Below are 12,629 nucleotides of genomic sequence, written 5' to 3'. Positions count from 1 at the left end.
ATCGTGTCAGCCGGCCGAACGCCGGGCGCGTTCGAGCAGCCATTGCGCGCCCGCACGATCGCCGCCGACGTCGAGCAGCGTCGCGAGATGCGTCAGCGCCTCGTGATGCGTGGGGCGCAGGTACAGCGCCTTGCGATAGAAGTCGCCGGCTTCCGCAGCGCGCCCGCGCGCATCCGCGATCAGTCCGTTCAGATAAAACGCATCGGCATGCGGGCCGACGCGCGCCGAGAACTGCGCGAGCACACGCTCGGCCTCGTCGAACGCGCCCGCGTTCGCCAGCGCCTGCGCATCCTCCAGCGTCGGAGCATCGTCGAGCGCCGCCGCGATGCCGTCGTTGGCCGGGGCGGCCGTCCCGGCGGTTGCCAGCGCGAGGTCGGCCCGGGCGTCGATCGCGGCCGCCGGCACGACCGGCGGCGGCACCGCCGCGAACGGCTGACGCACGTCGCCGAGCCAGGCGGGCGGCGCGACGGCCACCACCGGGCGCGGCGCGGCGAGCGGTGCGATCGTGAAGCGCTCCGCGCCCCGATACGGCGCCGCCGCGGACAGCGGCGCGACCGGTCGCGCCGCGCCAGCCTCGGCCGCCGCGCCGGCCGGCTCGCGATGAAACGCGAACGCGAGCGGCACCCGCGCCGAGCGCATTCCGTGCCGCATCGCGACACCCGTCTCCGCCGGCCCGACGAACAGCACGCCGTCGTCGGCAAGACGCTCGTCGAGCGAGCGGATCACGCGATCCTGCGCGTCGCGGTCGAAATAGATCAGCACGTTGCGACAGAACACGAAGTCGTAGCGAATGCCGGTATCGGCCAGCGGTTCGACGAGGTTCGCGTGACTGAACTGCACGCACGCCCGCACGCGCTCGTCGAGCAGCCAGCCGTCGCGGGTCGGCGTGAAGTAGCGCGTACGAAACTCCGTCGCCGTCCCGCGGAACGCATTGCGCCCGTAACAGCCGAGCCGCGCCTGCTCGATCGCGCGCGGGCTGAGGTCGATCGCGTCGATCGCGAAGCTGGCCGGTTCGAGCCCCGCATCCAGCAGCGCCATCGCCGCCGAATACGGCTCCTCGCCCGTCGAGCACGGCGCGCTCAGCACGCGGATCACGCGGCCAGGCATCGCGGCGAGCCGTTCGGCGGCCAGCCGCGCAAGCGTCGCGAACGCCTCGCGGTCGCGGAAGAACCACGTTTCCGGGACGACGAACAGCTCGATCAGCGCGCGCCGTTCGTCGGCCGACGCGTTGAGCTGCTGCCAGTACGCGTCGAGCGCTTCCGGCGTCACGGGCGGCCGCGCGGCCGACGGCACGCGCTCGCCGTCCGCCTGCCACGCATGGATGCGATCGGTCAGCGCACGCATCAGGAAATCGTTGCCGAGCGAATCGGGGTCGATGCCCGTCTCGCGCAGCAACCAGCCGCGAAATCGCGATTCGGACACGTTCATGCGGACTCCTCCCCGTGGCCCGGCAGGCCGTCGAACAGAGACAGGCGTGCGACGTCGTCGATCAGGTCGGACACCGACACCTGCTGCACGACGCCGTCGGGCGTGTTCGCGACCCGCCCGAGCCAGCGCGTGCGCGCGGTCGCGATGCCGCTCACGCGGAACGCCGCGCGGTCAATCCGCATCGTCTGCGTCGCGCGCTCGACGATCAGGCCGATCGTGCGTTCGCCGTCGGCGTGGCCGGCGTGACTCGCGCGACAGCGGACCATCACGAGCCGCGTCGAGCGCAGCGCCTGCGCGCGCCGCCCGAGCGCCAGCATCGGCAGGTCGATCACCGGCACCGGCTGCCCGCCGCGCATCAGCAGCCCGGCGATCCAGTCCGGCGCGCCGGGCACCGCCTTCATGACGGCGAGCGGCAGCACCTCGTCGATGCCGGCCGCGTCGAGCGCATAGCGCTCGCCGTCGAGCTCGAACATCAGGAACAGCGCGTGGGCGCCGTTCTGCGGATCGGCGCGCGTCACGCGTCGACCTTGAAGCGCGACACGCTGGTGCGCAGCTGGTTCGCGACGAGCGTCAGGTCGTCGATCGCCTGCGACGACTGGCGCAGCGATTCGGCGGTCTGCTGCGCGGCCTCCGACAGTTGCGACAGCGCCTGCGTGATCTGCTCGGCGCCGTTCGCCTGCGTCTGCATCCCTTCGTTGACCATCTGGAAGCGCGGCGCGAGCGTCTGCACCTCGGCGATGATCTGCGACAGCTGCCCGCCGACCTGCTGCACGTCGAGCATCCCGCGGCGCACTTCCTCGGAGAACTTGTCCATCCCCATCACGCCCGCCGACACGGCCGACTGGATTTCCTTGACCGTCTGCTCGATGTCGTAGGTCGCGACGGCCGTCTGGTCGGCCAGGCGGCGGATCTCGGTCGCGACGACCGCGAAGCCGCGGCCGTACTCGCCGGCCTTCTCGGCCTCGATCGCCGCGTTCAGCGACAGCAGGTTGGTCTGGTCGGCCACCTTGGTGATGGTCGCGACCACCTGGTTGATGTTCAGCGCCTTCTCGTTGAGGATCGCGAGCTTCGCGTTCACCGAGCCGGCCGCATCCATCACGCTGCGCATCGTCTCGCCCATCCGCGTGAGTCCGCTCTGGCTCACGCCCGCGAGCGTCGCCGACTGCTCGGCCACGCCGGCCACCTCGTTCATCGTGCGCAGCAGGTCGCGCGACGTCGCGAAGATCTCGCGCGAGGTCGCGCCGATCTCGGTCGTCGTCGCCGCGGTCTCGTTCGCGGTCGCCTGCTGCTCGCGCGACGTCGCGGCGATCTCGGCCACCGACGTCGTCACCTGCAGCGACGACTGCTGCGCGCGCGAGACCAGCTCGGTCAGCTCGTCGGCCATCCGGTTGAAGCCCGTCTCGAGCGTGCCGAATTCGTCGCGACGGCGCAGATCGAGGCGACGCGTCAGGTTGCCGGTACGCATCACGTCGTGCACCTCGACGAGCCGCGCCATCGGCACGGTGACCGAACGGTACAGCACGTACCCGAGCCCGAGCGCGGACAGCAGCACGAACGCCAGCGCGGTCGCGAGCACGATCTCGGTGTCCTGCACCGATTCGCGGATCAGCTTCGCGGATTGCTCGGCGAACTTGCGGTTCTCCTGCACCAGCACGTTCGCGTTGCGCACGACCTCGGTCCACGCGGGCAGCACTTTCGCGTACGCGGCGACCGCTTCCTCGTGCGACACGCGGCCCTTCTGCACCGCTTCGTTCAGCAGCGGCGCGTAATGATCGTAGGCGCCGCGGAACGCCACGAAGCGCTGCCGGTCGTCGTCGCGGAACGTCGTGTTCTGGTAGTCCACCGACAGCGACTCGATGTCCTTCAGCACGTCGGGGATCTTCGCGAGATCGCGCTGCACGGTTTCGGGTTCGGTATCGACGAAGGTCGCCTGCTGCAGCAGCGTGAACGATTCGTTGACCGAGCCGCGCAGCGTCGACGCGAGGTAGACGCCGGGCAGCGAGTCGCGCTCGATGCTGATGGCTTCGGCGTTGATCGCGCGCAGTCGCTCGTACGACACGCCGGCGGTCACCAGCATCAGCACGAACAGCACGCCGAAGCTGAGCAGGATGCGATTGCCGAGCGTCAGCCGGCCAGCGCCGATGGTCGGATGCAGGCTTTCATTGGTCGCGCGGGGCGTCACGGTGGCCATGTTCGTTATGGGCTTTCTAAATTCAGCGTTGAAAAAATCCGCGTCCGCATGCGCGCCGGGTGGCGCGCCACGAGCGCATCGGGGTCTCGCGAGCGGCGCGGCGCCGGCAGGCCGCGCCGCGAAATCACCGCTCCGCTTGCGCCGGCAGCCGAAGCGCGACCATGAAGCCGCGCGCCGTATTGCGCATCAGGATCTGGCCGCGATGCCGCGCCGCCGTCGCGCGGACGAACGCGAGCCCGAGGCCGAAGCCGCCGCGCGCCGCGCCGTGCGCGGATTCGAGCTGCACGAACGACTCGGTCGCGGCCGTGCGCTGTTCCGGCGCGATGCCCGCGCCGGCGTCCTCGACGCCGATCAGCCAGGCGCCGTCCTCGCCGCCCAGCGTGCAATGTACGTCCATCCCGGCCGGCCCGTATTTCAGCCCGTTGTCGACCAGGTTCGCGACCGCGCGCGTCAGCATCATGCGGTCGCCCATCGTCACGCACTCGGTATCGGGCACGTGCGCGATCACCCGGCAGCCGAGCCCGGCCGCCTTCTCCCACAGCTGGTCGACGGCGTCGAGCACGATTTCGTTGAGACTCACGACCTCGTGCGCGCGGCGCTCCGACTGCGCGCGGGTCAGATGGATGAAACCGTCGGCGAGCGCGAGCGCGCGCCGCGCATGGCCGGCGATGCGCTCCATGATCGCCGGCATGTCGCCGTGTTCGGTCCGGTAGACGTCGAGCAGCGCGAGGATCGACGTCTGCGGCGAACGCATGTCGTGCGACAGGAAATCGAGCGCCTCGTCGCGCTGCCGCGACATCAGGTAAGAATTCGAGTGATAGCGGATGCGCGCGGTCAGCTCCATCGCGTCGGGGAGCTTCACCAGATAGTCGTTCGCGCCGGCGATGAACGCCTCGCGCTTGACGATCGGCTCCTCCTTCGCGGACAGCACGATGATCGGCACGCGGGCGGTGCCGGCGTCCGCGCGCCACGCGCGCACGAGATCGAGGCCGTCGATCTCCGGCATCACGAGATCCTGCAGGATGACCGTCGGCTTCACGTCGCGCGCGACCGCCATCGCCCGGTGTGCGTCGGTGCACACGTGCAGGTCGATGTCGTGCTCGCTGCGCAACGCGCGGCGGATCACCTCGCCGACGAACGGCTGGTCGTCGACCAGGAGGACCGATAACCCCGATTCGAGGTAATCCGAGGCATTATCACTGCTCGATTCTTTCATAAATACAGTTTCAAACGCCGAATCTCCAATCGATTCTTTCATAGGAGTTGTTTATCCGACTTGGACGCTATCTTATATTGGCAGTTGAAAAACCCGCCTGATTCCGCCGATTTGGCCTGTCGGCACTGCCTTGCGGGGCTTTGGACGCCGCTTGTTCCCCCGTCGACGACCGCATTACCTCCGCATTCTTTCTCTCAATAAACATAACCGGCTGATTCTAAATGAAATTAGAACACAGCATCTATCTCCTTCCGGTTTAGTTTTGCCAAATATGCAGAAAGAGACGGAAACAGTTAAATCAGATCATTTCCGGATTCGAGAGACGATAACGTTTGCGAGACCGGCGCCATGAGGTTTGCATGCGCTGCAAGACTCGGGATCGGTCATATTGAGGGCCGGATTCAGATACTCCGAATCGGCTGGCGGGAGGAGAAAATCGCGCGACGGGGTGGCTCGCCCCGCGCGCGGGTCAGGACCGGCAGGGCGCCGGCCCGTGCGATTCGCGAGCCGGGCGCCCTAGCCGCGCGCGTGCTGCGCGGATACTTCCTGCAGGTCCAGGTCGCGTTCGAGCGCGTGCAGCATCTCGTCGTGGATGCGCCCCGACCGGTGCAGGCGCAACAGTTCGGCACGCCCGGCCCGGATCGCGGCCAGCACCACGTCGTAGTGCGCCATGCGCACTTCCGCCGGATACGCGGGCTCGTTCTTCGAGCGTTCGGTCAGCTCGGCGCGATACGTGTATTGCTCGAGCAGGCGCGGATGGATCACGACGCCGTTCTCGTCGCGCACGAGCGGCTGGATCGCCGCGAGCTGCGCGGCCTCGACGTACGCCCATGTCTGCGGCTCGGTCAGATGGTGCGCGGCCCGCTCGTCGCGCTGCGGCAGGCGCAGCAGCCGGATAAGCGGCCCGATCGTCGTGCCCTGCAGCAGCACGGTGACGAGGATCACCGCGAACGACGCGACCAGGATCACGTCGCGGCCAGGCAGCGCCTCGGGCAGCGACAGCGCGATCGCCAGCGTCACCACGCCGCGCATGCCGGCCCAGCTCATGATCGTCGCGGCCTTCCAGTCGGGTGCCTCGCCGCGCCGTACGACGCCGCGCACCGGCCACTTCAGCGCCTCGACCGCGTAGATCCACACGAAGCGCGACACGATCACCGCCGCCAGCACCGCGAGCACCGGCGGCACCATCGTGCCCAGCACCTGTTCGAAACCGCCGAGCCGATGGATCGCACCGCGCAGCGACAGGCCGATCAACACGAACACCATCGCCTCGAGCAGGAACACGATGACCTGCCAGAATGCCGTGCCACGCGTGCGCACCGCCGCCGAGAATACCTCGTGCTGATGCCAGCCGACGATCATGCCGGTCGTGACGGTCGCGATCACGCCCGACACCTCGACCATTTCGCCCGCGATGTAAGAAATCCAGCCGGCGATCACCGCGACGGTGATCACGAGATAGTCGTCGTCGAGCAGCTTCAGGAACCACACGACGAGCTTGCCGACCACGAAGCCGACCACCACGCCGCCGAGCCCGAGCTCCGCAAAGCGCACGACCGCGTGCTCGAGGCTGAACGCGCCGGTGAGCGCGGCCGCGACCGCGAAGCGGAACAGCACGAGGCCGGCCGCGTCGTTCAGCAGGCTCTCGCCTTCGAGCAGCACCATCAGCCGGCGCGGCAGCGCAACGCGTTCGAGCACGGCTTTCGCCGCGACCGCATCGGGCGGCGACACGATCGCGCCGAGCGCGAAACACGCGGCCCACGGCAGCTCCGGCACCACCCAGTGCACGGCGAAGCCGACCGCGAACGTCGTGAACACGACCGCGCCGATCGCCAGCATCAGAATGCCGCCGACGTTGCGCTTGAACTCTTCCCACACGGAGAAGTACGCGCCGTCCATCAGCAGCGGCGGCAGGAACACCAGCAGCACCAGCTCGGGATCGAGGTTGATCGGCGGCAGGCCGGGAATGAACGCGATGCCGATGCCGCCGATCAGCAGCGCGGCCGCGGGCGGCAGCCGCAGCCGCTTGGCGATGCATTCGAGCGCGACGATCGCGAGGAATGACAACAGAACCAGCTTGAATGCCGAGACGGGGGACATGAATCGACCTCGTGAAGAATGAATTCGCGCGTTCCGGCGTCGTACCCCGGTCGGCAGTTTCGCGCGATTACATCACGAGGCGAGGCCCGCAGTCGAGCCTGTTTCAGGCGGCCCGCGGCGCGGCACATGCAGGGCACATGCGCGGCGCCGTGCCGCTCCACGCGCCGCCATGCAAAACGGCACGCAGGCCGGCCCGATCGCCCGCCCGCGTGCCGTCGCGGCGCCGCGCTGCCTGCCGCGCGTTACCGGCGCCGCACCACCATCAGCCGCGGCTCGGTCATGTCCTCGATCGCGTAGCGGATCCCTTCCCGGCCGAGGCCCGAATCCTTCACGCCACCGTACGGCATGTTGTCGACGCGGAACGACGGCACGTCGTTGATCACGACGCCGCCGACCTCCAGTTCGTCCCATGCGCGGTGCGCATGCGCGAGCGAATCGGTGAACACACCGGCCTGCAGCCCGAAGTCGCTGTCGTTCACGCGCGCGAGCGCGTCGTCGAAGCGGTCGAACTTCTCGAGGATCGCGACCGGGCCGAACGCCTCCTTGCGGTACAGGTCCTGCTCGCGCCCGACGTTCTCCAGCAGCGTCGCCTCGAACATCGCGCCGTCGACCTTGCCGCCCGCGACGATCTTCGCGCCTGCCGCGACGGCCGCATCCATCCAGCCCGACAGCCGGCGCGACTCGGATTCCGAGATCATCGGGCCGACGAACGTCGACGGATCCTTCGGATCGCCCATCTTCAGCGAACGCGTCTTCGCGATCAGCTTCTCGCGCAGCGCGTCGTAAAGATCGGCATGCACGAGGATCCGCTGCACGCCGATGCAGCTCTGGCCCGACTGGTAGTACGCGCCGAACGCGAGCCGCTCGACCACGTAGTCGAGCCGGTCGCGCTGGTCGGCATCGACGATCGCGGCCGCGTTGCCGCCGAGCTCCAGCACGACTTTCTTCTTGCCGGCCTTCTCCTTCAGCGCCCAGCCGACGGCCGGCGAGCCGGTAAACGACAGCAGCTTGAAGCGCTCGTCGGTCGTGAACAGGTCGGCGCCGTCGCGATGCGCGGGCAGCACCGAGAACGCGCCCTTCGGCAGGTCGGTCTCCGCGAGCACCTCGCCGATGATCAGCGCGCCGATCGGCGTGCGGCTCGCCGGCTTCAGCACGAACGGACAGCCGGCCGCGAGCGCGGGCGCGACCTTGTGCGCGGCGAGGTTCAGCGGGAAGTTGAACGGCGAGATGAACGAGCACGGGCCGACCGGCACGCGCTTCGTGTAGCCCGTATAGCCCTGCGCACGCGCGGAGATCTCGAGGTTGACGATCTCGCCGTCGATGCGCACCGATTCCTCGGACGCGACGCGGAACGTGTCGATCAGCCGCGTGACTTCGCCCTTCGAATCGTTGATCGGCTTGCCGGCCTCGATGCACAACGCCTCGGCCAGCTCGTCGAACCGTTCGCGAAAGCGCGCGACGCAATGATCGAGCACGGCCTGCCGCCGGTAGGCCGGCATCTCGCGCATCGGCTTCGTGGCGTCGACGGCGGCGGCGATCGCCGCATCGATCGCCTTCGCGTCGGCCAGCGCGACGCGCGTGGCGACCTTGCCGCTGAACTTGTCGGTCACCTCCAGATCGGTGTTCGCGTAGACGGCTTCGTTGGCGAGGTAGTACGGATAGGTTTCCTTCAACATGGAACGACTCCTTCCTGTGAACGGGTATTCAGAGTTGCGCCGACAGGCGCTTGATCTCGCGGTTCAGCACGCGCTCGTTGTCCGAGTAGTCGATCGGCACGTCGATCACATGCACGCCCGGCGACGAGAAGCACTCGCGCAGCAGCGGCTCGAGATCGTCGGCCGACTCGACGCGATGCCCGTGCGCGCCGTAGCTTTGCGCGTACGACACGAAATCGGGGTTCTGCAGCGTCATCGCGAAATCGGGGAAATTCATGTTCTCCTGCTTCCAGCGGATCATCCCGAACGCGTCGTCGCGCAGGATCATCACGACGATGTCGAGCTTCAGCCGCACCGCCGTTTCGAGCTCCTGAGAATTCATCATGAAGCCGCCGTCGCCGCACACGGCGATCACCTTGCGCTGCGGATGCACGATCTTGGTCGCGATCGCCGACGGCAGGCCCGCGCCCATCGACGCGAGCGCGTTGTCGAGCAGCAGCGAGTTCGGCTCGTGCGCACGCCAGTAGCGTGCGAACCAGATCTTGTACATCCCGTTGTCGAGACAGACGATGCCGTCCACCGGCAACGCGTTGTACAGGTCGTTGACGATCCGCACCGGGTACATCGGGAACCGCGGATCGTGCTGGCCCTTTTCCAGGTGCGCGTCGAAATGCGCCTTGATCATCTTGAAGCGCTCGAAATCCCAGTGCGATTGCGGCGTCAACGCCTCCTTCATCTGCCACACCGCGTTCGCGATGTCGCCCACCACCTCGATCTGCGGGAAATAGACGGGGTCGACCTGCGCGCCGAGGAAGTTCACGTGGATCACGGTCTTGTCGTCGGTGCGCATGAAGAACGGCGGCTTCTCGATCACGTCGTGGCCGACGTTGATGATGCAATCCGCGTGCTCGATCGCGCGATGCACGAAATCGCCGTCGGACAGCGTCGCGTTGCCGAGCCACAGCGGGTGCGTCTCGTCGATCACGCCCTTGCCCATCTGCGTCGTGAAGAACGGAATGCCCGTCTTGTCGACGAACTCGAGCAGCATCTTGCAGGTGGTCTTGCGGTTGCCGCCCGCGCCGATCATCAAGAGCGGATGGCGCGCGGCCTGGATCGCGTCGACCGCATGCGCGACCGCCTTCTCCTCGGCCACCGGCCGCCGGCTGTAGCTGCGCGGGATCGGCTTGCCGTCGCCCTCCTCGTGCGCGATGTCTTCGGGCAGTTCGAGGTGCGCGGCGCCCGGGCGCTCCTCCTCCGCACGGCGGAACGCCTCGCGCACGGCCGACGGGATGTTGCCGATCGACACGATCTGCCGCGTGAACTTCGTGAGCGGCTGCATCATGTCGACCACGTCGACGATCTGGAAGTGGCCCTGCTTGCTGGACTTGATCGGCTTCTGCCCGGTGATCATCAGCATCGGCATCCCGCCGAGCTGCGCATACGCGGCGGCCGTCACGAAGTTCGTCGCGCCCGGCCCGAGCGTCGCGAGACACACGCCGGTGCGGCCCGTGAGACGGCCGTAGGTGGCGGCCATGAACCCGGCCGCCTGCTCGTGCCGGGTCAGCACGAGCTTGATCTTCGATCGCCGCAGCGATTCGAGCAGATCGAGGTTTTCTTCTCCTGGAATGCCGAACACGTACTCGACGCCTTCGGCTTCCAGCGCCTTCACGAACAGATCCGATGCTTTCATGGGGACTCTCGGTTATGCCGCCTGCCCGGCCTACGGACACGCGGCGTTCATGACGCGCGCCGGCCTACGGCACGCGGACGCCTTACCTACTGGACACTGACCACGGCACTGCCCGCCGCGCACGACGCGATGCGTGATGCGCGGCGACGCCCCCGAACACCGGAGGACGGACGGACCCGCCCGCACGCGGCAAGCACGCGCAGGCGGCAAAGACGTTTTTGATTGTAGACGGATTCGCGCAACTCCGGCTTCGACCGGATGGCCGGCTCCGGCAGCGGAAAGATCGGCCTGACGGCCAGTCAGCGCCCGGTGACGCGACCGGCGGGCTGGCATGGCAACGATGTTCCATTCAACAGACATGTGAACCATGGTTGACACATTGCAATGCATGCCCTACAGTCCTCCTGCATTCAGCATCCGGACCACCGACGTCTTCGACGCCTGGTTTGCCGGCCTGCCCGATCGCCTCGCCAAACGCCGCATCCAGGCGCGCATCGACCGCCTGTCGATGGGCAATCCGGGCGACTGGAAATCCGCCGGCTCCCCCGTCGTCGAAATGCGTATCGACCACGGCCCGGGCTATCGCGTCTATGACGTGAGGCGCGGAACGATATGGGTCATCCTGCTCTGCGGCGGCGATCAATCGGCGCAACAGGCCGACATCCGCGCCGCGCACGCAATGCTCGCGCACCTCGACATGGAGTGATCGATGGACAAGATCAAGACGCGGCCGTGGGATTCGGCCGAACACCTGAAAACCGAAGACGACATGGCCGACTACTTCGACGCATGCCTGCAGGAGGCCGGCGACGATCCGGCCTTCATCGCGCATGCGCTCGGCGTGATCGCCCGCGCACGCGGCATGTCGCAGGTCGCACGCGATGCGGGCCTGTCGCGCGAAGGGCTGTACAAGGCGCTGTCGCACGACGGCAATCCGAGCTTCGGCACGATCCTGAAAGTCATCAAGGCGCTCGGCCTGCAATTGCACGGCGCCAAGGCTGCCGCGTGATCCGGCGGCGCACGGCGTCGCGCCACGTGCGCAACGTCCGTGCCCGTGTCAGTGCAGCCACCCGGCCGCCCAGCGCGGCACCAGCGACACGAGATACAAGCCGAGCCCGATCAGGCCGCCGACCAGCGTGCCGTTGATGCGGATGTACTGCAGATCCTTGCCGATGTTCAGCTCGATCTGTCGCGACATCTCGCGCGCGTCCCAGTTGCGCACCGTGTCGCGAATGTGACGCATCAGGAAATCGGCGAAATCGGGCGCCATCTCGTGCACGGCCCGCTCCACATGTTCGTTGAGCGACGCGCGCAGCGCCGGGCTCTCGGCGAGCCGCGCGCCGAGCCAGCCGCCGAGCGTCGCGGCCTGCCGGTGCAGCGCCGAATCGGGGCGCGCGAGATCGGCCTTCAGCCACGCACGCAACTGGTCCCACAAGTCGCGCACGTACTCGTTGAACGCGTCGCCGTCGCGAATATAGCGCTTGATCTCGTCGCCCTTCGCGAGGAACGCGGGGTCGTGCTTCAGCCGCTCGGTCAGCCGCACGACCGTCCGGTCGAAGCGTTGCCGCAACTCGTGCTCGGGGTCGGCCGCGACGCCTTCGAGCACGCGGCTCACCGCGCTGGCGAGCATCCGCGCGCCGTTCTCGCCGAACCATTGCGTCGGCATGATCTTCTCGACCTTCGGGTATTGCGTCTTCAGCCATTCGACGATGAAGCCCGCGATCACCTCGCGGTTCTCTTCCTTGTCGAGCACGTCGACCACCTGTTCGATCGCGTCGTCGAGCAGCGCCTGGTGGCGGCCGTCCTTCGTCAGCGTATCGAGGATCGCGCCGGCCGATTGCGACAGGTCGACCCGGTCGATCACCGCGCGGAACGCATCGTGGACGAACGACTGGATCCGCGCGTCGTCGGTCATGTCGAGCGCGAAGCTCATCAGCTTCGTCACGTAGCCGCCGAGCGCGTCGGTGTTCGCCGGCTCGCCGAGCCATGCGCCGAGCTTCTGCGCGGGATCGTGCTGGCGGATCTGCGCGGCGAGCGCGTCGGGGCCGAGGAACTTCTCGCGCACGAACACCGCGAGGTTGTCGGCGATCTTGTCCTTGTTCTTCGGGATGATCTCGGTGTGGCGCGACACGAACGGAATCGGCACGCGGCGGAACAGCGCGACGACCGCGAACCAGTCGGCGAGCGCGCCGACCATCGCGGCTTCCGCGACGGCCTTGAAACCGTCGACCCACGGGCCGCGCGGCAGCACGATGGTGGTGACGAACACCGCGACGGCCGCGAGCAGCAGCCACAGCGCACGGCGCTTGCTTCGTTTCAGTTCGAGGGCTTTGTCTGGCGTCATGGAAG

General features: G+C 67.8%; 10 protein-coding genes. 2 read left to right on the top strand and 8 right to left on the bottom strand.

Annotated elements, in window-relative coordinates:
• Nucleotides 1-6: 6 nt before the first annotated feature.
• From MMB92_RS13305 to MMB92_RS13275, 7 genes are all read right to left on the bottom strand, one after another.
• Nucleotides 7-1,428 (bottom strand): CheR family methyltransferase, encoded by a 1,422-nt coding sequence (locus MMB92_RS13305; RefSeq protein ID WP_012493174.1) that lies wholly within the window; start codon nucleotides 1,426-1,428, stop codon nucleotides 7-9.
• Nucleotides 1,425-1,946, bottom strand: a complete 522-nt coding sequence (locus MMB92_RS13300) for a chemotaxis protein CheW (protein ID WP_006490979.1) — start codon at nucleotides 1,944-1,946, stop codon at nucleotides 1,425-1,427. The genes MMB92_RS13305 and MMB92_RS13300 overlap by 4 nt, the downstream gene beginning before the upstream one ends.
• Entirely contained in the window at nucleotides 1,943-3,619 is a 1,677-nt protein-coding gene (locus MMB92_RS13295) for a methyl-accepting chemotaxis protein (protein WP_012493173.1), read from the bottom strand. Before MMB92_RS13295 ends, MMB92_RS13300 begins: the two co-directional genes overlap by 4 nt.
• Before the next feature lie 124 nt (nucleotides 3,620-3,743).
• Nucleotides 3,744-4,877: a hybrid sensor histidine kinase/response regulator gene (locus MMB92_RS13290; protein ID WP_006490975.1), complete on the bottom strand. Its 1,134-nt coding sequence runs from the start codon at nucleotides 4,875-4,877 to the stop codon at nucleotides 3,744-3,746.
• 474 nt (nucleotides 4,878-5,351) lie between these two features.
• Nucleotides 5,352-6,935 carry a Na+/H+ antiporter gene (locus MMB92_RS13285; protein WP_058902848.1) on the bottom strand — a complete coding sequence of 528 codons (1,584 nt, stop codon included), beginning with the start codon at nucleotides 6,933-6,935 and terminating at the stop codon, nucleotides 5,352-5,354.
• 242 nt (nucleotides 6,936-7,177) lie between these two features.
• A complete protein-coding gene (locus MMB92_RS13280; RefSeq protein ID WP_006490987.1) occupies nucleotides 7,178-8,611 on the bottom strand; it encodes an aldehyde dehydrogenase family protein in 1,434 nt (477 codons plus the stop codon).
• Nucleotides 8,612-8,639: 28 nt separating this feature from the next.
• Nucleotides 8,640-10,280, bottom strand: coding sequence for an acetolactate synthase large subunit (locus MMB92_RS13275; RefSeq protein ID WP_006490980.1), 1,641 nt, complete (start codon nucleotides 10,278-10,280; stop codon nucleotides 8,640-8,642).
• A 388-nt stretch (nucleotides 10,281-10,668) separates the two neighbouring features.
• On the opposite strand from MMB92_RS13275, the gene MMB92_RS13270 reads away from it, so the two are divergent.
• On the top strand, nucleotides 10,669-10,986 hold the full coding sequence (locus MMB92_RS13270) for a type II toxin-antitoxin system RelE/ParE family toxin (RefSeq protein WP_059722545.1): 318 nt from the start codon (nucleotides 10,669-10,671) through the stop codon (nucleotides 10,984-10,986).
• A gap of 3 nt (nucleotides 10,987-10,989) precedes the next feature.
• Nucleotides 10,990-11,289, top strand: coding sequence for an addiction module antidote protein (locus MMB92_RS13265; protein ID WP_006490972.1), 300 nt, complete (start codon nucleotides 10,990-10,992; stop codon nucleotides 11,287-11,289).
• Nucleotides 11,290-11,337: 48 nt separating this feature from the next.
• Here MMB92_RS13265 and MMB92_RS13260 read toward each other — a convergent pair whose 3' ends face one another.
• Nucleotides 11,338-12,624: a DUF445 domain-containing protein gene (locus MMB92_RS13260; RefSeq protein WP_006490986.1), complete on the bottom strand. Its 1,287-nt coding sequence runs from the start codon at nucleotides 12,622-12,624 to the stop codon at nucleotides 11,338-11,340.
• Between the last annotated feature and the right edge of the window lie 5 nt (nucleotides 12,625-12,629).

The organism is Burkholderia sp. IO2 (assembly GCF_029522185.1).
GTDB classification, from domain to species: domain Bacteria; phylum Pseudomonadota; class Gammaproteobacteria; order Burkholderiales; family Burkholderiaceae; genus Burkholderia; species Burkholderia cenocepacia.
The sequence above is the reverse complement of the archived record's forward strand: the minus strand, read 5'-3'. Positions and strand labels throughout refer to the sequence as shown.